19 protein-coding genes and 2 pseudogenes are annotated in these 24,579 nt (G+C 63.3%); all 21 read left to right on the forward strand.

Features of this window, described 5'->3' with window-relative positions; all coding sequences use genetic code 11:
* Positions 1-450 (forward strand): electron transfer flavoprotein subunit alpha/FixB family protein (locus BC360_RS29435; protein ID WP_208858228.1); only part of this gene is annotated, 450 nt, incomplete at its 5' end.
* Between the two features lie 8 nt (positions 451-458).
* Positions 459-2,123 carry an electron transfer flavoprotein-ubiquinone oxidoreductase gene (locus BC360_RS29440; RefSeq protein ID WP_065798001.1) on the forward strand — a complete coding sequence of 555 codons (1,665 nt, stop codon included), beginning with the start codon at positions 459-461 and terminating at the stop codon, positions 2,121-2,123.
* Positions 2,124-2,632: 509 nt separating this feature from the next.
* Positions 2,633-3,889 (forward strand): flavin-containing monooxygenase, encoded by a 1,257-nt coding sequence (locus tag BC360_RS29445; RefSeq protein WP_065797863.1) that lies wholly within the window; start codon positions 2,633-2,635, stop codon positions 3,887-3,889.
* Between the two features lie 151 nt (positions 3,890-4,040).
* Entirely contained in the window at positions 4,041-5,000 is a 960-nt protein-coding gene (locus BC360_RS29450; protein ID WP_065785495.1) for a LysR family transcriptional regulator, read from the forward strand.
* A complete protein-coding gene (locus BC360_RS29455; RefSeq protein ID WP_065785491.1) occupies positions 4,997-6,478 on the forward strand; it encodes an aldehyde dehydrogenase in 1,482 nt (493 codons plus the stop codon). The genes BC360_RS29450 and BC360_RS29455 overlap by 4 nt, the downstream gene beginning before the upstream one ends.
* A 317-nt stretch (positions 6,479-6,795) precedes the next feature.
* On the forward strand, positions 6,796-8,877 hold the full coding sequence (locus tag BC360_RS29460; RefSeq protein ID WP_065797864.1) for an FAD-dependent oxidoreductase: 2,082 nt from the start codon (positions 6,796-6,798) through the stop codon (positions 8,875-8,877).
* Positions 8,878-8,887: 10 nt separating this feature from the next.
* Positions 8,888-9,961 (forward strand): ABC transporter ATP-binding protein, encoded by a 1,074-nt coding sequence (locus BC360_RS29465; protein ID WP_065785489.1) that lies wholly within the window; start codon positions 8,888-8,890, stop codon positions 9,959-9,961.
* The gene (locus BC360_RS29470) at positions 9,958-10,887 is read left to right on the forward strand and encodes an ABC transporter permease (protein WP_202618574.1); all 930 of its coding nucleotides are present in this window, start codon (positions 9,958-9,960) and stop codon (positions 10,885-10,887) included. Before BC360_RS29465 ends, BC360_RS29470 begins: the two co-directional genes overlap by 4 nt.
* Positions 10,884-11,687, forward strand: coding sequence for an ABC transporter permease (locus BC360_RS29475; protein ID WP_065797865.1), 804 nt, complete (start codon positions 10,884-10,886; stop codon positions 11,685-11,687). The genes BC360_RS29470 and BC360_RS29475 overlap by 4 nt, the downstream gene beginning before the upstream one ends.
* 29 nt (positions 11,688-11,716) lie before the next feature.
* A complete protein-coding gene (locus BC360_RS29480) occupies positions 11,717-12,733 on the forward strand; it encodes an extracellular solute-binding protein (protein ID WP_065785487.1) in 1,017 nt (338 codons plus the stop codon).
* Positions 12,734-12,788: 55 nt separating this feature from the next.
* The gene (locus BC360_RS29485; protein WP_065797866.1) at positions 12,789-14,435 is read left to right on the forward strand and encodes an amidohydrolase; all 1,647 of its coding nucleotides are present in this window, start codon (positions 12,789-12,791) and stop codon (positions 14,433-14,435) included.
* Positions 14,435-14,632 (forward strand): annotated as a pseudogene (locus BC360_RS29490) (GMC oxidoreductase); the annotation flags it as partial. The gene BC360_RS29485 and the pseudogene BC360_RS29490, both read left to right, overlap by 1 nt.
* A 117-nt stretch (positions 14,633-14,749) precedes the next feature.
* On the forward strand, positions 14,750-15,172 hold the full coding sequence (locus BC360_RS29495; RefSeq protein WP_065785484.1) for a RidA family protein: 423 nt from the start codon (positions 14,750-14,752) through the stop codon (positions 15,170-15,172).
* An 11-nt stretch (positions 15,173-15,183) separates the two neighbouring features.
* Positions 15,184-15,861, forward strand: a complete 678-nt coding sequence (locus BC360_RS29500) for a DUF1028 domain-containing protein (protein WP_065797868.1) — start codon at positions 15,184-15,186, stop codon at positions 15,859-15,861.
* Between the two features lie 40 nt (positions 15,862-15,901).
* Positions 15,902-17,074 carry an acetylornithine deacetylase gene (argE, locus tag BC360_RS29505; RefSeq protein WP_065797869.1) on the forward strand — a complete coding sequence of 391 codons (1,173 nt, stop codon included), beginning with the start codon at positions 15,902-15,904 and terminating at the stop codon, positions 17,072-17,074.
* Positions 17,075-17,951: 877 nt separating this feature from the next.
* Positions 17,952-18,827, forward strand: a pseudogene (locus tag BC360_RS29515) (LysR family transcriptional regulator).
* A 291-nt stretch (positions 18,828-19,118) separates the two neighbouring features.
* Positions 19,119-20,375, forward strand: a complete 1,257-nt coding sequence (locus BC360_RS29520) for an aminomethyltransferase family protein (RefSeq protein WP_065797871.1) — start codon at positions 19,119-19,121, stop codon at positions 20,373-20,375.
* 119 nt (positions 20,376-20,494) lie between these two features.
* Positions 20,495-21,388, forward strand: a complete 894-nt coding sequence (locus BC360_RS29525; protein WP_065797872.1) for a methylenetetrahydrofolate reductase — start codon at positions 20,495-20,497, stop codon at positions 21,386-21,388.
* On the forward strand, positions 21,385-22,245 hold the full coding sequence (purU, locus tag BC360_RS29530) for a formyltetrahydrofolate deformylase (protein ID WP_065797873.1): 861 nt from the start codon (positions 21,385-21,387) through the stop codon (positions 22,243-22,245). Before BC360_RS29525 ends, purU begins: the two co-directional genes overlap by 4 nt.
* A 97-nt stretch (positions 22,246-22,342) precedes the next feature.
* The gene (locus tag BC360_RS29535; RefSeq protein ID WP_065797874.1) at positions 22,343-23,548 is read left to right on the forward strand and encodes an aminotransferase class V-fold PLP-dependent enzyme; all 1,206 of its coding nucleotides are present in this window, start codon (positions 22,343-22,345) and stop codon (positions 23,546-23,548) included.
* Positions 23,545-24,519, forward strand: a complete 975-nt coding sequence (locus tag BC360_RS29540; protein WP_065797875.1) for a 2-hydroxyacid dehydrogenase — start codon at positions 23,545-23,547, stop codon at positions 24,517-24,519. The genes BC360_RS29535 and BC360_RS29540 overlap by 4 nt, the downstream gene beginning before the upstream one ends.
* Positions 24,520-24,579 lie beyond the last annotated feature (60 nt).

A 24,579-nucleotide genomic window follows, 5' to 3' on the forward strand; every position in this document is an offset into this window, starting at 1 on the left:
GCTGCGGTCGAGACGATCGCGGCGGCCGCCAATCCGGGCCTGTCGAGCTTCGTTGCCGACGCGCTGTCGTCGTCGGACCGTCCGGAACTGACCTCGGCCAAGATCATCATCTCCGGCGGCCGGGCGCTCGGCTCGTCGGAAAAATTCCAGGAGGTCATCCCGCCGGTTGCCGACAAGCTCGGCGCCGCCGTCGGGGCAAGCCGTGCGGCGGTCGATGCCGGCTACGCGCCGAACGACTGGCAGGTCGGCCAGACCGGCAAGGTGGTCGCCCCCGATCTCTACATCGCCTGCGGCATCTCCGGGGCGATCCAGCACCTGGCCGGCATGAAGGATTCGAAGGTCATCGTCGCCATCAACAAGGACGAGGAGGCACCGATCTTCCAGGTCGCCGACTACGGTCTCGTCGCCGACCTGTTCGAGGCGCTGCCGGAATTCGAAAAGGCGCTGTGAGCAAGGACATGAGCGAGCGACAAGAGCTGCCCGAGCGCGAGAGCATGGAGTTCGACGTGGTGATCGTCGGGGCGGGACCGGCCGGTCTGGCCGCGGCGATCCGGCTGAAGCAGATCAATCCCGAACTTTCCGTCGTGGTGCTGGAAAAGGGGACCGAGGTCGGCGCGCATATCCTGTCGGGCGCCGTCGTCGACCCCATCGGCATCGACCGGCTGCTGCCGGGCTGGCGCGACGAGGCCGAGCATCCGTTCAAGACCGAGGTCACCGACGACCAGTTCCTGCTGCTCGGCCCCGCCGGCTCGATCCGCCTGCCGAACTTCGCCATGCCGCCGCTGATGAACAATCATGGCAACTACATCGTCTCGCTCGGCAATGTCTGTCGCTGGCTGGCCGGCCATGCCGAAGCGCTCGGCGTCGAGATCTATCCGGGCTTTGCCGCCACCGAAGTGCTCTACAACGACGCCGGCGCCGTCATCGGTGTCGCCACCGGCGACATGGGCATCGAGCGCAATGGCGAGCCAGGCCCGAACTTCGCTCGCGGCATGGCGCTGCTCGGCAAATACACGCTGATCGGCGAGGGCGTGCGCGGCTCGCTCGCCAAGCAGCTGATTGCAAAATTCGATCTCTCGAAGGACCGCGACGTCCAGAAATTCGGCATCGGCCTGAAGGAACTGTGGCAGGTCAAGCCGGAGAACCACAGGCCCGGTCTGGTGCAGCACTCGTTCGGGTGGCCGCTCGGCATGAAGACCGGCGGCGGTTCGTTCCTCTACCATCTCGAAGACAACCTGGTTGCCGTCGGCTTCGTCGTGCACCTCAACTACAAGAACCCCTATCTCTTCCCGTTCGAGGAGTTCCAGCGGTTCAAGACCCATCCGGCCATTCGCGGCACATTCGAAGGCGGCAAGCGGCTGTCCTACGGTGCCCGGGCGATCACCGAGGGCGGTTACCAGTCGGTGCCGAAGCTGTCGTTCCCCGGCGGCGCGCTGATCGGCTGTTCGGCCGGTTTCGTCAACGTGCCGCGCATCAAGGGCAGCCACAATGCGGTGCTGTCGGGCATGCTCGCCGCCGACAAGCTGGCGGAAGCGATCGCCTCGGGCCGCGCCAATGACGAGCCGGTCGAGATCGAGAACGAATGGCGCCAGACCGACATCGGCAAGGATCTGAAGCGGGTGAGAAACGTCAAGCCGCTGTGGTCGAAGTTCGGCACCGCGCTCGGTGTGGCGCTCGGCGGTCTCGACATGTGGACCAACCAGCTGTTCGGCTTCTCCTTCTTCGGCACGCTGAAGCACGGCAAGACCGACGCAGCGAGCCTCGAGCCGGCGGCAAAGCACCAGAAGATCGACTACCCCAAGCCCGACGGCGTCTTGACCTTCGATCGGCTGTCCTCGGTGTTCCTGTCGAACACCAACCACGAGGAAGACCAGCCGATCCACCTGCAGGTGAAGGACCCGGAGCTGCAGCGCAGCTCGGAACTCGACGTCTTTGCCGGCCCGTCGACGCGCTACTGTCCCGCCGGGGTCTATGAGTGGGTGGAGAAGGACGGCAAGCCGGTCTTCGTCATCAACGCCCAGAACTGCGTGCACTGCAAGACCTGCGACATCAAGGACCCGAACCAGAACATCAACTGGGTGCCGCCGCAAGGAGGCGAAGGCCCGGTCTATCCCAACATGTAATCCCACTCTTGCCTACTTATGCGCAGGCCATGCCACTTTGGCATCACAGGCCGACCGGCAGTCAGCTGACGCGGCATGGGATATCGAATAGGCGGCTGCAGCGTTCGGCTCGGCACGAGCAGCGCGTCGCGCTGTTTTATCGTCATCGACGAACTCGACCTCCTCGAATTTGCGGCGCCTGAGGATTGTAATCGCCTGTCTGACGTGATTGCCGCCTGTAGCGGAGCTGTATTCCACACACGACCAATGAGCGGATCACCTGAAAGGTGCTCTCGGCGGTTACGACGGTACGGGTGGCGGCACGCCATCGCTCTCTTGATCGCATTTCCGAAGTTCACGCTGGGCCCGCGGTTTTTGGTAGTCGGGTAGCTCCCGTCACGCGGCATTTAGCGACCGCCTAATCAGCGCTGAATCAAACTCTTATGTCGGGCAATTCCGCCCTCCTTTACACCAATCGGCAGGATCGGCCGCAGGGGCCGACCCTCCGTCGAAGCAAAAGAGGATGCGGCATGTCAGTGGAAAAAGTGGATACGCTCGTCATCGGCGCCGGTCAGGCAGGCGTAGCGATGAGCGAACATCTCGGCAAGCGCGGCGTGCCCCATCTGGTGCTCGAAAAGAACCGCATCGCTGAGAGCTGGCGCACCGCGCGCTGGGATTCCCTCGTCGCCAACGGCCCCGCCTGGCACGACCGCTTTCCCGGCATGACCTTCCCCGGCATCAACGACGACGCCTTCGTCCCGAAGGAACAGGTCGCCGATTACTTCGTCGCCTACGCGCAGAAGATCGAGGCGCCGATCCGTACCGGCGTCGAGGTCAAGAGTGTTCGCAAGGAGGGCGATGCTTTCCGCGTAGAGACAACGGCGGGTGTGATCGAGGCGAAGAACGTGGTTTCCGCCACCGGCGCCTTCCAGCGTCCCACCATGCCAGCCCTCGTGCCGGCAGAGGAAGGCCTTCTGCAAATTCATTCCAACGCCTACCGCAATCCGGGTCAGTTGCCCGAGGGTTCGGCGCTGGTGGTGGGCGCCGGTTCCTCCGGCACACAGATCGCCGACGAGTTGCTGCGCGCGGGCAAACGCGTCTATCTCTCCATCGGCCCGCACGATCGGCCGCCGCGGCGCTATCGCGGCAAGGATTTCTGCTGGTGGCTGGGCGTACTCGGGATCTGGGACCTCAAGGTGCCGGCCCCCAATACGGAACATGTCACCATCGCCGTCAGCGGCGCCTATGGCGGGCAGACCGTCGACTTCCGCTGTCTCGGCGCACGTGGCATGGCACTGCTCGGCCGGGCCGATACCTTTGAAAACGGTGTGTTGCACATTGCGCCGGACCTCGCAACGAACATCGCGCTGGGCGATGCCAACTACCTCTCCCTGCTCGATCGCGCCGACGACTATGCCGCGAAAAATAATCTCGATCTGCCCGAAGATCCCGAAGCCCGCCGGAAGGAGCCCGATCCGCTTTGCATGACCGATCCCATCCTTTCGTTGAACCTGAAGGGGGCTGGTATCACGTCCATCATCTGGGCGACGGGCTATACGGTCGACTACAGCTGGGCGCGGCTTGATGCCTTCGACGAAAAGGGACGGCCGGTGCACGAGCGCGGCGTCTCCAGGGTGCCAGGCCTCTTCTTCGTCGGCCTTCCCTGGCTGTCGCGCCGCGCCTCGTCCTTCATCTGGGGCGTCTGGCACGATGCGGATTACCTCGCGGGCTACATCGCCGAGAACCGGAGCGGGCAGACGGCCGATACTGCAGCCGCGGCCTCCTGAGAGGCTGCGCCGGCGCCCGCACGGAGGAAGCGAGCATGCCATGATCCGAAACCCAAGCCCCGGCGGCAATGTCATCCACAGCCCTGATGACGATGCCCTTTTCGCGCGTTCGAATCTGTTCCTTAATTGGCGGACAAAAAAGGATACAGATATGGTTCTGCGCTTCACCCTTCGCCAATTGGAATATCTCGTCGCTGTCGGGGAATACGGCTCCGTCACGGAGGCGGCCGAACGGGTGAATGTGTCCGCACCCTCGGTTTCGGCGGCGGTCTCCCAACTCGAAAAGGAATTCGGCATCACCCTTTTCGTGCGCCGGCATGCGCACGGCCTTTCGCTGACGCAGGCCGGCCGCAGCTTCGTCGACCAGGCGCGGCAAATCCTTTCCGAGGCGGCCAAGCTCAATGCGCTTTCCAATGAGTTGACCGGGCAGGTGCGCGGACCGCTGCACGTCGCCTGCCTCGTCACCTTCGCGCAGGCCGTTATCCCGGCGCTGCGCCGTGCCTTTTCCGACGCCTATCCGGACGTTGATTTCTTCCAGTACGAGCGCGACCAAGCCAGCATTCTCGAAGGGTTACGCATGGCGCGCTTCGACATCGCGCTCAGCTACGACCTCGACATTCCCGCCGACATAACGTTCCACCAGCTTGCCGTGCTGCCGCCCTATGCCGTGCTGCACGTGGATCACCCGCTTGCGGGCCGCCGCGAAGTGACGGTGGAGGATCTCGCCTCCCACCCGATGATCCTGCTCGACCTGCCGCACAGCTCGGCCTACTTCCTCTCACTTTTCCGCGATGCGGGCCTGACGCCGCACATTGTCGAGCGCACGCGCGACATGTCCGTGATGCGCGCCATGGTCGCCAACCGGTTCGGCTATTCCATCGCCAACATAAGGCCGGTCTCCGCCTATGCGCCCGACGGCAACAAGCTGGCCTTCGTACCGCTCACCGGGAACCTCCGTCCCATGCGCATGGGCATACTCGCCATGGGCGGGGCGAGCCCGGCGCTCACCGTGCGGCGCTTCATCGATTTCTGCGGCGAAAAGATCGGCGACATGGTCATGGACCTGCCGGTTTCCGCCGACGTCCCCCGAGAACAGAAAGGCAGTTCATGACCACGACCACCGACTGGCGCGCCCGCGCCGCGAGCATGAAATTCCGCAACGGCCTCTATATCGACGGCGGTTTTCGCAAGGCGGCGAAGGGCGGGCGGTTCGAAACCGTGAACCCCGCCAACGCGCAGGTGCTGACGGACGTCGCCCGCGGCACCGCGGAAGACATCGACGCCGCCGTCACTTCGGCCCGCCGCGCCTTCAATGACGGCCGCTGGTCGGGCAAATCGCCGGCGGAGCGCAAGGCGGTGCTCCTGAGGCTTGCCGCCCTCATTCGCGAAAACGTGCCGGAACTCGCCCTGCTCGACACGCTCGATATCGGCAAGCCGATCAGCGACAGCTCCACCATCGACGCGCCCGGCTCGGCGCACTTCTTCGAATGGCATGCGGAGGCCATCGACAAGCTCTATGACGAGATCGCGCCCACCGGCCGCGGGGATCTCGCCATGATCCGCCGCGTGCCGCTCGGCGTCATCGGCGCCGTCGTGCCGTGGAACTTTCCGCTGGACATGGCAACCTGGAAACTCGCGCCCGCGCTCGCCACCGGCAATTCCGTCGTGCTGAAGCCGGCCGAACAGTCGCCGCTTTCCGCCCTCATGCTGGCGGAACTCGCTTCCGAGGCCGGCCTGCCGGACGGCGTGCTCAACGTGGTGCCCGGCTTCGGCGAAGATGCCGGCCGTGCCCTTGGCCTCCATCCGGATGTCGACGCGCTGGTCTTCACCGGCTCGACCAAGGTCGGCAAGCTCTTTATGACCTACGCCGGCGAAAGCAACATGAAGCAGGTGTGGCTGGAGACCGGCGGCAAATCGCCGAACCTCGTCTTCGCCGATGCCGATCTCGACAAGGCGGCCGAGATGGCGGCCTTCGGCATCCTGTTCAATTCCGGCGAGGTCTGCTCGGCCAATTCGCGCCTGCTGGTGCACCGCTCCGTGCAGGAGGAATTCACCCAGAAGCTGATCGAGGCCGCCGCCGCCTGGCCGCTCGGCGATCCGCTCGACCCCGTCACCCGCATGGGGCCGATGGTCGAGAAGACCCATGCCGACCGCGTGGCAAGCTATATCGACATCGGCCGCTCGGAAGGCCGGCTGGCATATGGCGGCAATCGCGAGACCCGCGACGGCTCGGACTGCTACATCCAGCCGACCATCTTCAACGAGGTGTCGCCGGATGCCCGCATCGCGCGGGAGGAGATTTTCGGCCCCGTGCTCGCGATTACGCCCTTCGATAACGACGAGGAGGCGCTGCGGGTTGCCAACGACAGCGAATACGGCCTGGCCGCCTCCGTCTGGACACGGGATCTGTCACGGGCGCTCTCCGTTTCGGACCGCCTCCATGCGGGCACGGTCTCGGTCAACACCGTCGATGCGCTCTCCACCATGACGCCCTTCGGCGGCATGAAGCAGTCCGGTTTCGGCCGCGACCTCTCGCTTCACAGCTTCGACAAGTACTGCGCGCTGAAAACTGTTTGGGTGAAATACTAGGCATCCGCCCGCTCTGGCTGCGGCGCGCCGCCGGGGATTTCAACCATCGAAGGCGCCGGTTACCGAATGCGTATTTGCTCGCGAACGGTGACTGGCGTCGGTCCCTCCACAAGCATCTGAAAATAAACAGGAAATCCTCCAGATGCTCTGGTGCAGCTGCACTTTCGCGCGGAGATTGAATTTGCAATATCGCCACACGGCGGTCGCTGCTTAGCCTGAACCTAATCCATGTTTCCAGAACGTGTCATTTACGGATTGCGGTTCGTCAAATCCAATAGTCGATATAATCCTCTACAGGAGCATTGAGAATGCCCCATATGCGCGACAGCAAATACGACATTCTGTTCGAGCCCGTCCCAATCGGTCCCCACGTCGCGAAGAACCGGTTCTATCAGGTGCCGCATTGCAACGGCGGCGGTTACCGCGACCCCTCCGCAGCCGCGGCCATGCGCGGCATCAAGTCCGAGGGCGGCTGGGGCGTCATCTTCACCGAGCAGACCGAGATGCACCACACCTCGGAGATTACGCCCTTCATCGAGCTGCGGCTTTGGGAGGACAAGGACATTCCCGGCCTGCGCCGAATGTCCGACGCCATGAAAGTGCATGGCGCGCTCGCAGGCATCCAGCTCGCCTATTCCGGTATCAACGGTCCGAATTTCTACACGAAGGAAGTGCCGCTCGCGCCCTCGGCCCTGCCGATCCGCACCTTCACCAACGATCCGGTGCAGGCCCGCGCGCTGGATCTCACGGACATCAAAAATCTGCGCCGCTGGTTCGTCAACGCCGCGAAGCGCTCGAAGATGGCCGGTTTCGACCTCATCTGTCTTTACGGCGCGCACGGCTTCGGCATTTTCCAGCACTTCCTGTCGCGCGCCACCAACCAGCGCACCGACGAATACGGCGGGAGTCTCGAAAACCGCTCGCGCTTTGCACGCGAGGTGGTGGCCGATATCCGCGAGGCCGTGGGCGATACGACGGCGATCACCATGCGCGTCAGCCTCGACGAGACGATTGGCGAGCTCGGCTTCTCCAATGCCGAGGTGCGCGAATTCGTCGAGATGAACGCCGACCTGCCTGACCTCTGGGACTTGGCGCACGGTGCCTGGGAAGACTGTTCCGGCCCCTCGCGCTTCAAGGAGGAGGGCGCGCAGGAGCTTCTCGTCAAGGGCATTCGCGAGCTCTCGTCGAAGCCGGTGGTCGGCGTCGGCCGCTTCACCTCGCCGGACGTGATGGCGCGCATGGTGCGTCAGGGCGTTCTCGATCTGATCGGCTGCGCCCGTCCGTCCATCGCCGATCCCTTCCTGCCGAAGAAGATCGAGGAAGGCCGGATCGAGGACATCCGTGAGTGCATCGGCTGCAATATGTGCATCACCGGCGACATGACCATGTCGATCAGCCGCTGCACACAGAACCCGACCTTCATGGAGGAGTGGCGCAAGGGCTGGCACCCGGAACGCATGAACGCGAAAGGCGAGAGCCAGACGGTGCTCGTCGTCGGCGCCGGCCCGGCCGGACTGGAGGCTACCCGTGCCCTCTCGCTGCGCGGCTATGACGTGACGCTCGCCGAAGCCACCACGACACTGGGCGGCCGCGTGGCGCGCGAACGCCTTCTGCCCGGCCTTTCCGCCTGGGGCCGGGTGGTTGATTACCGCCAGTACCAGATCAGCCAGCGCACAAATGTCGAGACCTATTTCGACAGCCGGCTGACCGCCGAGGATGTGCTCGCCTTCGGCTTCGAGCATGTCGCGATCGCCACCGGCTCACACTGGCGCCGCGACGGCGTTGCCCGCCAGCATGTCGTGCCGATGCCAATCGATGGGGCAATGACGCTCTGGACGCCGGACGACATCATGGCGAACAAGCACCCGGAAAACCTCGCCGACAAGACGGTCGTCGTCTATGATGACGACCACTATTACATGGGCGGCGTGATGGCTGAGGTGATGGCGAAGGCCGGCGCCAAGGTCATCCTCGTCACGCCCTCGGCCTATGTCTCGGATTGGACGCGCAACACGCTGGAACAGGGCGCGATCCACGTGCGCCTCGACGATCTCGGCGTCGATATTCGCCTCAACCGCGGCGTCACCGCTATCCGCGCTGGCGAGGTCGAGACCAACTGCACCTATACCGGCCGCCGCAGCGCGGTCAGCTGCGACGCGGTCGTCCTGGTTGGCTCGCGCATGTCCGACGATGCGCTCTATAACGACCTTCTGGCCCGGCAGGACGACTGGGCCGATGCCGGCATCAAGAGCGTCAAAATCATCGGCGATGCGGCCGCGCCCGCGCCGATCGCCTGGGCGACCTATGCCGGCCACCGCTATGCGCGGGAACTGGATACGCCGGATATCGGAGATGCCCTGCCGTTCCGCCGCGAAGTCACCCAACTCGAGCCGATGTGAGGAAATGCGGATGAACCAGTCCAAAGCCATCGAAGTAAAGTCGGTCTCGAAGTATTTCGGAGCCTATCAGGCGCTGAAGTCGGTCAGCTTCAACATCGGCAGCAACGAGTTCTTCACGATGCTCGGCCCCTCTGGTTGCGGCAAGACCACGCTGCTGCGGATGCTGGCCGGGTTCGAAAGCCCGAACAGCGGCTCCATCTTGCTGAACGGCAGCGAGGTGGTTGCCATCCCGCCGCACAAGCGCCGCGTCAACACGGTCTTCCAGAGCTATGCGCTCTTCCCGCACATGACGCTGGAGCAGAACGTCGCTTACGGGCTCGAAAACCTCGGCTGGGACCGGGCGCGCATCCGCAATCGTGTCGGCGAGATGCTGGAACGGGTGCACATGAGCCAGATGGCAAAGCGCAAACCCGCCCAGCTTTCCGGCGGCCAGCGTCAGCGCATCGCGCTCGCCCGCGCTTTGGCACCCGAGCCGGAGGTTCTGCTGCTCGACGAGCCGCTTTCCGCGCTCGACCTGAAACTCCGGCAGGCAATGCGCGATGAGTTGCGCACCCTGCAACGCGACACCGGTATCACCTTCGTGTTCGTAACCCATGACCAGGAGGAGGCGCTCGATATGTCGGACCGCATCGCTGTGCTCGGCGGCGGCGAGGTGCAGCAGATCGGCACCCCGACGGAGATCTACGAGGAGCCCGTCAACCGGTTCGTCGCCGATTTCGTCGGCGAGACGAATTTCCTTGATGTGGACGTGGTCGAAACCGCGGCCGGACAGGCGACCATCCGCACGCCCTTCGGCGTTGCGCTTACCGTTCCCGCGACCGGCCATGCCGCCAAGGGTCGCGCGACACTTTCGGTGCGTCCAGAGAAGATCAACCTCGGCGACCAGGCGCAAGGTGTCGTTTTCGAGGGCCGCATCACCAACAAGAACTACATGGGCGGCTATACCCACTACACGCTGGACGTTGCGGGAACCGAGCTGCGCGCCTCCCGTCGCAACGCCTCGCGTGAGGGGGACACCATCCCGCTTGGCGCGACCGTTCCGGTGGGCTTCGTCGCGGGTTCTGCGCGGGTGCTTGCGGCATGACCGACAGCGTCCTCCATGTCGCCGCCGAAGCGGACCGCGTGCCTCGCGTCCGTTTCTGGCATGATCTTTCCTTCTGGGGCCTGCTGCCGTCCCGGCTGCTGATGGGTTTTGCGCTGATCCTGCCCATCTTCATCATCGCCGCCGTTTCCGTCGCGACACGTGGCGCGCATGGCGGCTTCGCGTGGGATTTCAACCTCGCCGGCTACCGCCAGATCCTCTTCAACGAGGGCTGGACGGGCGAGCTGGAATTCACCCCGCAATACCTCTTGATCATTGTCCGCACCTTCCTGCTGGCCGGCGCGACGACACTGATCTGTCTGCTCTTCGCGGTGCCCGTTGCCTATTTCATCTCGCGTCAGCCGCCGGGCCGTAAGGCGGCGCTGGTCTATCTGGTGACTTTGCCCTTCTGGGCCTCGATGATCCTGCGGGTCTATGCCTGGATGATCATCCTCGGCAAGGACGGCACGCTGCCGCGCCTGCTCGAATATCTCGGCTTTCCCGCTGGCACGAGCTTCATGTTCAACGACGGGGCGACGTTGACGGCAATGGTCTACACCGCCATGCCGTTGATGGTGCTGCCAGTCTTTGCCTCCATCGAGAAGCTCGACGGCACGCTGATCGAAGCCTCGCACGACCTTTACGGCAGCCGCTGGGTGACGCTGCGCCGGGTGATCCTGCCGCTGACGGCTCCCGGCATCGTCGCCGGCGCCATCCTCGTCTTCGTGCCTTCGCTCGGCGCGGTGCTGGAGCCCTCGCTGATGGGGGGCGGCAAGCAGATGATGATGGGAACGCTGATCCAACTCCAGTTCGGAGGTGGCCGCAACTGGCCCTTCGGCGCAGCCATCGCCATGACGCTGATGGCACTCGTCATGATCGTTCTGATCTTTACAGCGCTACGCGCTGCCCGCCGGGAGGTCGCGCTATGAGCACTCGCCACGACGTTAAACGATATCCCGGCCTTGGTCCGCTGTCGGTGCTGTTCTTCATCTACCTTTATGCACCGCTGGCCGTCGTCGTGATCTACTCCTTCAACGCCAACAACATCGCCGGCGTCTGGACGCATTTCTCGCTTCAGTGGTATTCCTCGGCGCTGAGAAACACGGCGCTGTTAAACGCGCTGAAAACCTCGCTGACGGTGGCCGCCATCGCAACCGTCGTCTGTACTCTTGTCGCGCTTTGTGCTGCGCTTGCCATCATCCGCGGCAAGAACGTCCGCTTCCGCAAGCTCTCGGAAACCATCGTAAACCTGCCGCTGCTCCTGCCGGAAATCGTGCTGGCCGTCGCCACGCTGATCCTCTTCTCGCTGATCGACGTGCAGAATGGCGTGATCCGGCTGACCATCGCCCACTCCGCCTTCTGCACGCCCTTCGCCTTCCTGCCGATCCGCGCGCGCCTGCAGGGCATGTCGCTGGATTTCGAAGAGGCGAGCGCCGATCTCTATGCTGACCGCTGGACGACGTTCCGGCGCGTGACACTGCCCCTCATCCTTCCTGGCGTCTTTTCCGGAGCGATGCTCGCCTTCCTGATCTCGATGGACGACTTCATCACCTCGAACCTGTTGTCGACGGGCGGCACGACGACGCTGCCAGTCTACATCTTTTCGCTCATTCGCAGCGGTACGTCGCCGGAACTGAATGCGATCGCCACGCTCCTGATCCTTGCCTCGCTGGTCCTTGCTACCGTGGCCCTTCTGGTCGCGACGCGAGGCAGCCGCGACAATGCCTGAACCAAAAACAACGAAGAGAGGAACAGCACATGAACAAATACCTGACCGCCACCACCCTCGCGCTTTGCTTCGCCACCGCTGCCCAGGCCGAGGGACAGCTCAATCTCTATGTCTGGGCTGATTCAATCTCACCCGTCGTGATCGAGAAATTCGCCAAGGAGTATGACGTCAAGGTCAATGTCGACGGCTACACCTCGAACGAAGACCTCCTGACCAAGCTGCAGGCCGGCTCCTCCGGCTATGACATCGCCACGCCCTCCCAGCACTTCCTGCGCGTAATGATCGACGAGGGTTTGGTCGAGAACTACGGGGCCAACACGCTGAAGGCGTACGAGAACATCGAAGCGCGCTGGCGCAATCAGTGGTGGGACGAGAAGCAGGAGTACTCGATCCCGATCGCCTACGGCACCGCCGGCTTCGTCGTGAACACCGAGCAATACAAAGGCCCGACCGACAGCTTCAAACATTTCTTCGAGCCTGACGGCGAGCTGAAGGGCAAGATCGCCATGCTCTCCTATCCCGACGAGGTGATTGGCGCGGCCCAGCTCTATCTCGGCATACCCTTCTGCACCGAAGACCAGGCGGAGATGAAGAAGGTGCTGGACCTCCTGATGGCACAGAAGCCGTCGGTGGCGGTCTATTCGTCCGACAACATTCCAAGCCGCCTCGCCTCGGGCGAAGTCGCTGCTCACTTCTGGTGGGACGGCGAGGAACTGAAGGCTCGAACCAAGGGATCGCCCTTCGCCCTCGCCATGACCAAGGAGGGCATGGTCGGCTGGCTCGACAGCATGGTGATCCCGAAGGGCGCGCCAAACCGCGACAATGCGATCAAGTTCATCGAGTTCATTTCCCAACCGGAAAACGCCACCGAACAAATGAACTTCTATGCTCATTCGTCGCCCATGAAACTGGTGCAGGAAAAGGTCGTCTACAAAAAGGAAAACGCGCCGGAGCTCTATCCGGAAGTACCAATCGTCTTCTCGCGCACCTGCTCGCCCGCCGCGCAGGATCTCGTTACCCGCGTGTGGACCCAGCTCCTCCAGTAAAACCGTCGCGGGGGCTCTTTGCCCCCGCTTCCTCTCATTTGGTAGGGAGCCGCCGATGCCAGCCGATCTCATCATCGTGAACGCCCGCGTGCGCGCGATTTTCGCGCCCGCGGGAACGACCGCCATCGCCGTTGCCGAGGGGAGGATCCTGGCACTCGGCACGGATGAGGCCATCCGCGCTCATGCCGGCACCACCACCCACGTGATCGATGCGGGTGGACGCGAATTGCTGCCGGGCTTCGTCGAAAGCCACCTGCACCTCTTCATGGGCGGGGCGACGCTTACCATGCTCAACCTCGGGCCAACTTTCGGCTTCGAGGCGACCCGCGACGCCCTTCTCGGCTTCGCCGCCGCCAACCCCGGTGACGACATCCTCTTCGGCTATGCCGTCAACTACGTGATTTTCGGCGAAAACCGCAGGCCCGACCGCCACCTTCTCGACGCGATCATCGCCGACCGCCCCCTCTGCCTCCTGTCGACGGACCTGCATTGCGCCTGGGCCAACACCCGCGCGCTGGAGCTGGCCGGCATCCTCCAGGGGGCGGATGTCGGACCGGGCGCGGAGGTGGTCATGGGCGACGACGGGTTTGCCAATGGCGAGCTGCGCGAATTTGCCGCCATGAACCGCGTGCAGATGCTTTCCCGTCTCAAGGGGCGCGACGGCCTCCACTACGAAGGCGGCAAGGTCTCGGAGGAAGATCGCACTCACGACAAGCGGCTGATCCGCAGAGCCGGCGACTATTGCGCCCAAAACGGCATTACCAGCGCCGTCAACATGGACGGCAATGCCTATCAGGCGGGCCTCCTGCGTGATCTGGCGCTCGCCGGCGAGATGCCGGTCCGCGTGAGCCTGCCGCTCCGGCTGGAGCAGCGCCACGGCCCCCAGGGCATCGCGCAGATCGACGACTTCGGTCCCGACGTACCGGGCTGGCTGCGTTTCGGCCGTATCAAGCTGTTCATGGATGGCGTCTACGACACCTGGACGGCACTGACTGTGAGCGACTATCCCGACCGACCCGGCTTCTGCTCCGAGCCGTTGATCGCACCCGACATCTTCAACGCCATGTGCATCGAAGCCGACCGCCGTGGCCTCCAGGTCGCGACCCATGCCGTCGGCGACGGTGCGGTGCGCGCGACCATCGACGGCTACGAGGCCGCCCGCACGGCGAATGGCGCTCGCGACGCCCGCCACCGCATCGAGCATATCGACACGATCGCGCCCGAAGACCTCGACCGACTGAAGCCGCTCGGCATCGTTGCCTCCATGCAGCCGGTGCATCCGCCGGGCTCTGCCGGCCTGCCGCTCGAACCCACGACCACGATCATGGGCCGCGACCGCTGGCCAACCGCCTTCCCCTGGCGGATGATCCGCGACCGCGGCGTGCCGCTTGCCTTCGGCACGGACTGGCCGGTGTCGCCCCTCTCGCCGCTCTACGCGATCCATTGCGCCCTGACACGGAAACCCTGGGCCACCGACATACCCGACCAGCGCATCAGCCTCGACGAATGCCTGCTCGCCTACACCGCCGGCGGTGCCTATGCAGACTTCGCCGAAGACAGCCGCGGCCAGCTGAAACCCGGCTTTGACGCCGACCTGGTGCTGATCGACGGCGCGCTGGAGGGCCTTGCCGAGGCCGAGGACGCCGCCCGCGTGGCACTGACAGTCTGTGGCTGCAGAATCACCCATGACGGCAGGCCGTGACGGCAAGGATGGGCCGCGACGCCGTGGCCGTCGTCGATCCCGTCTCGATGAAGGTGCTCGGGATTGAGGGCCTGCGCGTCGCAGACGCCCCGGTCATGCCGACGCTGATCGCCGGCAACACAAATGCGCCGTCGATGATGATTGGCGAGAAATGCGCCCGCGCGATGCTGGGACCAGCGGCGCGCGCTGGTCTTTGACCCCGCCCGGCGCGTAGCTTTTTCCAAAGCACGGGCTCGGCAAAAACGACTTTAACCGCCGGTCGGCGGCCCGCTAGTATCCGCGTCCGACCCCACCTTGCGCACCAGGAGACAGACATGCCCGTGCATACCCGCATCCGCCCCTTCAACACCAAGGACACCTATCCCGAGCAGAAGCTGAACAACGATCTCTGCCAGGCCGTGGTGGCGCGCGGCGCGACGGTTTTCGTGCGCGGGCAGATCTCGCAGGATCTCGACACGCGCGAGAGCCTGCATATCGGCGATGCGGCCGCGCAGGCTCGTAAGGCCATGGAAAACATCAAGATGCTGCTGGAAGAGGCGGGCTCGGACCTCAGCCACATCTGCCGCGTCGTCGTCTACCTCATCGACATCCGCTACCGCGAGGACGTCTATCAGGAGATGGGCAAGTATCTGAAGGGCGTGTTTCCGGTTTCGACGGGCCTCGTCGTCTCGGCGCTCGCCCGGCCGGAATGGCTGGTCGAGATCGAGGCGACCGCCGTCATCCCCGACCAAGCTTGACGGAGGGCGTCATGACCTTTTCCGTTTCCGGCCGCTGTGCCGACACCGGCATGTTCGGCATCGCCGTCTCCTCCTCCTCGCCGAGCGTTGCGGCGCGCTGCGCCCATGTGCGCGCAGGCGTCGGCGCCGTCTCGACGCAGAACGTCACCGATCCCCGCCTTGGCCCGCAGGGCCTCGAACTGATGGCGAGGGGCCTTTCCGCCGAAGCCGCGCTCGCACGTCTCGTCGCGGAAGCTCCGCATATAGAATACCGCCAGCTCGCCCTCATCGACGCCGCGGGTCGGACGGCGGCCTATTCGGGCGCCAAGACCCTCGGCTCCCATGCGGTCGGGCAGGGTGACAATGTCGTGGCCGCCGGCAACATGCTGACGACGACGGGCATCCCGCAAAAAATGGTCGAAGCTTTCGAAGCCACGAAGGGCAAGCATCTCGGCGACCGGCTGATTGCCGCCATGCGGGCCGCAGTTGCGGCCGGCGGTGAGGAAGGCCCCGTCCACTCCATGGGACTTGTCATGGTGGATAAGGTCTCGTGGAACGTCGCGGATCTGCGCATCGATTGGACCGAAGGCGACCCCATCGAGGAATGCGCCACGCTCTGGGCGCGCTGGCGCTCGGAGATGGACGCTTACGTCACGCGCGCGCTCGACCCCACGCAAGCGCCGAGCTACGGCGTGCCGGGCGATCTTTGAGGAGCGGGACGATGCCGAACCTCGCACGACGGACTGGCGCATGATCCCGTCGACACCGGACATCCTCGCTCGGCTCGTCGCCGAGCCGACGGTCTCGCGCGCCTCGAACCTCGCCCTGCTGGACTATGTCGAAAGCTTGCTTCGGCCGGCCGGCGCCCGCATAGAGCGTTTCACCCACCCGGACGGCAGCCCGGCCAATCTCTGGGCGACCATCGGGCCCGACGGGCCGGGCGGCGTGGTGCTCTCGGGTCATACGGACGTCGTGCCCGTCGAGGGGCAGGACTGGAGTGGCGACCCTTTCACGCTGACCGAGCGGGACGGACGGTTCTACGGGCGCGGTACGGCCGATATGAAAGGGTTCGTCGCAGCGGCGGTGCGCGCCGTCCTCGTTGCCTCCGACAAGCTCCTGAAGCGCCCGCTGCATCTGGCTCTCTCCTATGACGAGGAAATCGGCTGCATCGGCGTGCGCGGCATGATCGACGAACTTGCGGCGCGGTCGGCGCGGCCGGCGCTCTGTATCGTCGGCGAGCCCACGGGCATGCGGATCGCCACCGGCCACAAGGGCAAGCTGGCGCTGCGGGCTTGCTGTTACGGGCTGGAAGGGCATTCGGCGCTGGCCCCCAATGCGCTGAACGCGCTGCATCTTGGCGCCGCCTTCATCACCGCCCTAAAGACCCGTCAGGAGGGACTGGCCTTCCAGGGGGCCACAGACGCTGACTACGACATTCCCTATTCCACCATCCATGCCGGCATGGTGCGCGGCGGCACGGCGCTCAACATCGTGCCCAACCGCTGCGAGATCGATTTCGAAATCCGCAACATCGCCGAGGACGATCCGCGCGACATCCTCGCCGCCATCCAATCCGATGCCCAGACCATCGCCGCGCCCTATCGCAACCGGTTTCCGATGGCCTGTATCGAGATCGAGCCCGTGTCCGGTTATCCCGGCCTCAATTCTGGCGCCGACGCGCCGGCGGTGCGTCTCTTGCGGCTGCTTCTCGGCGATGACGGACCCACGCTCAAGGTCGCCTTCGGCACTGAGGGTGGGCTCTTCAATCAGGCGTTCGGCATCTCCACCGCGATCTGCGGCCCTGGTTTCATGGATCAGGGACACAAGCCCGACGAATTCGTCAGCGTTGATCAGCTCGCACGGTGCGACAGAATGCTGGCGCGGCTCATCGATGAACTGAGAACCGGCCTCTGGAACGTCTAACGAGTGTCATGCACAGTTTGGCGTGATTGTTTTCAGTTTCGGGCAAAGGGGGCCGTGACGCAGCCATACGCCGTCGTTTCCGCGGGCTTAATCGCCGGCGCATCGTAACCGGTACCGAGGCGATACCAGCGCGCGATGGCACCTGGCGGGAAATCCCCGGTCTCGTCTTCGTTCCGCTAACGTCCTGGCTTGGCCAAGGGCGTGATGTTTTTTACCATCGAGGACGATATCGGCATTGCCAATCTTGTCGTCTGGGCGAAAGGTCGTGCTCGGGGCGGGCACGATTGGCATGCTTCTCCGCGGGCCCTCGGCATCTACAGCGCAAACAGATTGCTACGCCTCAAAACAAACAGCCCAAGTAGAGAAAATGTTCTCGTTTTGTGCTTCTAGCATCGCATAATGGATCGACTGGAATGGCACCATTGGTCCAAGGACCCGGCTGACCGAGCCATGTCAGCGGTTTGCCAATCGCACTCCAGGACCGCCGTCAGGCCCAGGACCGTTCTCGAAGAAGATGACCCCTCGAGCTTCGTAGACGCGTTTGATCGCTTCAACTGTGACAGGCTGAGGGCCCCTTGGGCCAGCCTCGTCCTGCTCAACCCGGCTGACTGTATTCGCGGTGACTTTAGCCAGTTCCGCGACCTCCCGTACGCCGAGCTTTAGAATGGCACGCGCAGCACGGGCTTGAGCAGGATTCACGGCGACCTCGTATTTATTTCGATACATGGTATTGATAAACGCCCAGACACTATGACAAACACCCAGACGCTATATAGATACACTGCATCGATATCTCCTTCAACGATTCCGCGTTGTTCGCAGGGCGTATTCCGCCCTGCGCCCTGACACTTGCTCTTCCGAACATCGGAGCGTCGCCATGGAACTGCGTCAGCTGTCCTACTTCGTTGCGGTGGCCGAGGAGCTGTACTTCCATCGGGCAGCCGCGCGGATGTGCATTGCCCAGCCGGCGTTGAGTTCCCATATCCAGGCGCTGGAGAAGGAGCTGGGGGTGCGGCTGCTTGAGCGGTCGACGCGCCGGGTCGAGCTGACGCGGGCAGGGGAGGTGTTCTACGATCGGGCGGTCAGGATTATCGGTGATGTCGGACTGTCGGCGGAGGTGGCGCGCTCGGTTGCTGGGAAGGCGGCGTACACGATCAAGATCGGAACCGTTTATCCGGCGACCATAGGCGTGCTGCCAGCGTTTCTTTCCCGCATTGGCCGGAAGTTTCCGGATGTCGCATTGCATGTGATGAGCGGCTCGACCAGCAACATCATCCGCGGACTGGAAAACGGCCAGATCAATCTCGGCTTCATCCGCCCGGTCGAAAACATCGGCTCCTTGCGCTTCTTCTCGATTGCGCACGAGCGCTATCTGCTGGCGGTCGAAAAGACGAGCCCGCTGGCCGCCCATAGCGAGATCGACATCGAGGATCTGCGCTTGGAGAAAATCATCGCCTTTTCCCGACAGAACCTTTCCTAGCGCTATTTCTCAGAGATGTTCGAGACGCATGGCCTGACCAGCAACATCGCCTACAGCTGCGACGACACCTTCTCGCTGGTCTCGGCGGGCCTCGGCATCGGCTTTGCGCCGGAATGGACGAAGGATCTGCCAAACCGCAACTTCGAGCTCAGGCCCGTGCGCGGTGTCGATCTCAAGATCGGGCTTGGTGTCGCCTGGAGCAAGGAAGACCCGACCGCGTTCAGAAACGACATCATCGACATTGCCCGCTCGCTGGCGCGATCGGCCAGATGAGCGGCTCTGCTCGTCGGTCCTAGCTTATCGCCGCGCTCGGCTGAATTCCTGCGCAGACGGCAACCAGTCCCGGCCGTTGTCGCGCCGACGCAATCCTCGTCAAGACGCTTCTTCTCGCAAACATCTCACAACGATGCCGAGCGCGTGAACTGTGGGTATGTCGTTCGCAACGACAGGCATTCCTGCTTTCGTCCCTCCATGAAAAGCTTTCCTCCAGTTCAGATAGGCAGCCGCCAGTGCACTTACGGAGTTCATCTTCGAATGAGCGGCGACGAAGGAGAGGGCGTATCAATGGATGACATCAAATTCACGACTGGGCTGACGGCGGCCCAGGGAGCACGTGTTGCATTTCGCGGAACGCCTTTCGTCGAACGGACGGCTCCCCTGAACCAGAATGCGCTTTGGATGCGCTGGGATCGGAACATGGTCGTCGATGCCTATTCCGATATGGTCGAGGAGCTTGCGGCAATTCGTACCGCGGTCGCGATGGGCGACATGTCGCCCCTGTCGAAATATGTGATCTCAGGTCCTGACGCCGAAGCGATGATGGACAAACTGATCCCGCGCGACATCAAGAAGCTCCAGGTCGGGCAGATCTACTACGCGCCCTGGTGTGACGAAAACGGCCATGTCGTTGGCGACGGCCTCATCTTCCGAATGGACGAGAACACGTTCCGCATCTCGGCCGACCCGGGCTTTGCCTGGTGGAAGCGGCATGCCGAGGGCCTCGACGTCCAGGTGACCGATATCACCGACACCTATGGAATTCTCACCCTTCAGGGTCCCCGCTCGCGCGAAGTCCTCGAGGCGGCCACACAGTCGGGCTTTCAAGAACTACCCTTCTCGCGACTGGCAGTCGTGAGCATTGCGGGAAAGCACGTCGAAATCCTGCGTCAGGGCTTTACTGGCGAGCACGGTTACGAGCTCTGGGTTAAGGCAGACGACGCGCCGATGGTCTGGGACGCGGTCGAAGAGGCAGGTCGATCCTTCGGTATTCGTCCCGTGGGCGCCTGGGCGCTCGACGTCGCGCGGCTCGAGGCGGGCCTGCTGATCGTCGGCTACGACTACACCAGCGCCGGGCCGGACCATGGCGGTGCCGGCATTCAGGCCGCAGGCAGGTTCCGTGCCTCGCCATTTGACCTCGGTCTCGGCCGGCTGGTCGATTTCAAAAAGCCGGATTTTCTTGGCCGGGCTGCCTTGGAGCGCATGTCGAACGACGGCGAACACCGTCAGCTCGTGGGACTGGAAATCGATTGGAAGCAACTCTCCGGCACTGGGCTGAAAACCGCGGAACCCGGCAACCTTCGGCGTGTGCGATGGTATCCGGTGCCCGTCTTTGATGGCTCGGTCGAGATCGGTCACGCCAGCAGCGTTGCCTGGTCGCCCACGCTCCGCAAGCTGATCGGTTTCGGCCACCTGCGACAGGCATTCGGGGAGGTGGGGACGCAGGTGAGCCTACGCTGGGACGATGGCGTAACGGCGATCGACGTTGCCGCCCGGGTCGTTGCCCTGCCATTCCTCTCCTTGCGCCGTTCCGCCGGCAACTGAGTATCCAGATGCCCGACTGCTGAAGCGGTCGGGCGCTCCCTCCAATGGTAGTCCGCAGATCATGGTCGCCGTCTTCGCTGCGCCCAACGGATCTGCCTGTTTGAAATCCGGGGAAGGCGATGACCAATTCAAGTGAGGCTTGCACTGAAACAAGGATTGATCCCTCAAGCGGCGGCGAGGCGACGACATCGATCGAACTCGCCCCGGAGCAGGTCCGCAGCTTCGCGCCGCAGGCCGATATGCTTCCCTTGGGCTCAAGGGTGTTTCTGACGCATCTTGCAGGTAAGCCGGAAGCCCTGCAAGTCGAGGCGGCGGCCCGCATTACGGAAATGGGCTATGTCGCTGTGCCGCACCTGGCCGCCCGCAATTTCAAAACGGAAAGGGACTTTGTCGCTCTGGTTCATGCGCATAGTCGCAATGGCATCGACGAGGTACTGTTCCTTGGTGGCAATCCGGCACTTTTCCCCGGTCCGCTCGGTGAATCCGCCGAACTGCTTGCTCATCCGGTCTTGGCCGATAGTGCGATACGGACGGCCTTTGTCGCAGGCTATCCGGAGGGGCATCCGAACATTCCGGCGGATCGGCTGAAGGATGCGCTTAAGCGCAAGCTTGAGATCTGCGCGCGTCGGTCGCTCGAGCCTCGGATCGTGTCGCAGTTCGCCTTCGACGGCGGGATGATCGGCGCCTGGGCAAAGCAACTGCACCGCAACTACCCGGAGGTTCCCGTTCATGTGGGGCTCGCCGGCGTCACCAGTTTGACGAAACTGATCCGCTTCGCCGCCATGTGCGGGGTGGGCCCCTCTATAGCCGCTCTCAGGCGCTCGGCGAGCGGGCTTCTCAACATTATCGCAGACCGTAATCCGGGCGACGTGCTGGAGGCGATTGCGTCGACCTATCCCACTCCGCTCACGCCATTGCACCTTCATTTCTTTCCGTTCGGCGGGTGGGAGAAGACGCTTACCTGGCTCGGTGACTATCAGGAGGCCCGCATGATGCGGGCGGGCGCACGATGACCCGCCAAATACGGCCCGTCGTCCTCACGCTTACCTGTGACGACCGGGCAGGGATCGTGGCTGCAGTGACCTCGCAACTTCTCGATCTCGGCACCAACATCGTTGAGAGCAATCAGTATTGGGACTGCGAAACCAACCGCTTCTTCATGCGGCTCGCGTTTACCGCATCGGGCGAGGCATCGGCTGAGCTGATCGAAACCAGATTGGCGCCGATCCTCGAGCAATTTGGAATGCAGGACCGGCTGCTCGACTGTCGCCAGCGACCAAAGACGGTAATCTTGGTCTCCAGGTTCGACCACGCATTTCTGCATCTGCTTTACCAGATCCGTGTCGGCTGGCTCGACACCGAGGTTGTGGCGGTGATTTCCAATCACGACGACAGCCGTGAAACGGCCGCTTGGGCGGGTATTCCCTACCATTTTCTGCCAATCACAAGGGAAAACAGAAAGCAGCAAGAGGACCGCATCTTCGCGATCGTTCAAAATAGCGGAGCCGACCTGGTCGTGCTGGCACGCTATATGCAGATCTTTTCCGACGATCTCGCCGGTCGGTTGTTCGGCAAGGTCATCAACATCCACCATTCATTCCTGCCCAGCTTCAAGGGGGCGCGACCCTACCATCAGGCCCACGAGCACGGCGTCAAGCTGATCGGCGCGACGGCACACTATGTCACCGCCGACCTCGATGAGGGACCGATCATTGAGCAGGAAACCGAGCGCGTCTCACATGCCATGAGTGTCGAGGATTTCGTTGCGGCCGGCCGAGATATCGAAAGCCGTGTTCTGGCGCGTGCCGTCAAGCGGCATCTGGAGGCACGCGTGATGCTCAACGGGCGCAAGACAGTCGTCTTCGCTTAGGGCCGCGGCCGGATGCCGGCTTTGCAATTTGATTGAACAGAGCGTCGCGCGTTGCGACCACAGGCCACCGTGCGTCAAATCAAGGGAGGACCACGTAATGCGAAATGGAACATCACATCTTTTCGTGCCCGGACCGACAAATATTCCGGATGCCGTGCGCCGGGCCATGAACGTGCCGATGCAGGATATGCGGGCACCGGATTTTCCCGACCTGGTTCTTCCGCTGGTCGCCGATCTCAAGCGGATATTCCGGACCGCCGACGCCTCCATCTTCCTGTTCCCGGGTTCAGGAACCGGTGCGTGGGAAGCGGCGATCTCGAACACCCTGAACCGTGGAGATCGTGTACTGATGTCGCGCTTCGGTCAGTTCTCCCATCTTTGGGTCGACATGGCTCAGCGCCTTGGGCTCGATGTCGAGTGCATCGACGTTGCATGGGGCGAGGGCGTGCCGGTCGAGGAATATCAGCGGCGATTGAGCGACGACAAGAACCGGCTGATCAAGGCAGTTTTCGTAACCCACAACGAGACGGCAACCGGCGTAACCTCTGACGTCGCGGCCGTTCGTGCCGCCCTTGACGACACCGGCCATGAAGCGTTGCTGTTCGTCGATGGTGTGAGTTCGATTGCATCCATTGATTTTCGAATGGACGAATGGGGTGTCGACCTCGCCGTTACCGGCTCGCAGAAAGGGTTGATGCTTCCGGCCGGTCTCGGCATTCTCGCCGTCAGTGCAAAGGCGTTGGCCGCGCACGAGTACTCAACGATCGAACGCTGCTATTTCAGCTTCGAGGACATGAAGGCACCGTCCGTAACCGGCTATTTTCCTTACACCCCGCCGACACAGCTTCTGCTTGGCATGAGGGTCTCGCTCGACCTGATTTTTGCGGAAGGGCTGGACAGGGTCATTGCCCGGCACCACCGGCTTGCAGAAGGTGTTCGCCGCGCTGTCCATGCCTGGGGCCTGCGGCTTTGCGCCACGGAAAAGAAGTGGTGGTCGGATACGGTCTCGGCGATCGTCGTCCCCGACGATGTCGATGCCAGACAGGTCATCGCGAACGGCTACACAAAGTATCGTACGTCCTTCGGTGCCGGGCTTAGCAAGGTGGCCGGCCGGGTATTCAGGATCGGTCATCTCGGCGACTTGAACGAGGTCATGTGTCTTTCGGCGCTTGCGGCTGCCGAGATGTCCTTGCGCGATGCGGGTGCCAAGATCGAAGCGGGCTCGGGCGTTGCCGCCGCACAGGAGTGGTACCGTTCCGAGATCCGGCTGATTGACCAGGGCCAAAAGGATTGCGCTGCATGAGGAGGGCCAGGATCATGAAACCGAAAGTCGTTGTAACGCGTCGGTGGCCGACGGAGGTCGAAGACCGGCTGAATGCAGAATTCGACGTATCGCTCAACCGCACCGACCAGCCTTTCGACGGACGTGAGTTGCGCGCAGCCCTCGAAGGCGCCGATGCGGTGCTGCCGACGGTAACCGACAGGATCGGCGCCGACCTGTTCGAGGGAGGCGTTCGCGCAAGGATCCTCGGCAATTTCGGCGTCGGCTTCAATCATATCGATGTCGCGGCAGCAAAGGCCGCCGGGCTGGTCGTCACGAATACACCGGGCGTGCTGACGGATGCGACCGCCGATCTGGCGATGACCCTCCTGTTGATGTGCGCCAGGCGTGCCGGAGAGGGGGAGCGGGAACTGCGGTCCGGCAAGTGGACCGGTTGGCGTCCCACGCATCTTTGCGGAACGCACGTCACCGGCAAGACCATCGGCATCATCGGTATGGGGCGTATAGGGCAGGCAATGGCACGGCGCTGCCACTTTGGTTTCGGCATGGACGTCGTCTTCTTTGACAGCAATCCAATTGCGGGTCTCGACGTGCCCGCACGCCAGTTGCCGACCGTCGAGGACGTGCTGGGGACCGCCGATTTCGTATCGCTCCATTGTCCTGGAGGCGGGGAAAACTACCACCTGATCGACGATCGTCGGCTCGCATGTATGAAATGGTCGGCTTTCCTTATCAACACGGCCAGGGGCGATGTCGTGGACGAGCACGCCCTGGTCCGCGCGCTGGAGAACCGAAGGATCGCGGGCGCGGGCCTCGACGTCTTCGAAGGCGAGCCGCGTGTGCCTGGTCGTCTGGCCGAGCGGCAGGACGTGGTTTTGTTGCCACATCTGGGGAGCGCGACGAAGGAGACCCGCATCGCCATGGGGATGCGCATCATTGAGAATCTGAAGGCTTTTTTCAGCGGCCGCGCTCCGCCGGATGCGGTCAGCTGATCCTATACTTCCCATTGCAGTTCAATTGGCAGGCAGACGATACGGTCGCCGTGTCGTCGC

This window comes from Ensifer sp. LC163, assembly GCF_001695855.1.
In the GTDB taxonomy this organism is placed as follows: domain Bacteria; phylum Pseudomonadota; class Alphaproteobacteria; order Rhizobiales; family Rhizobiaceae; genus Ensifer.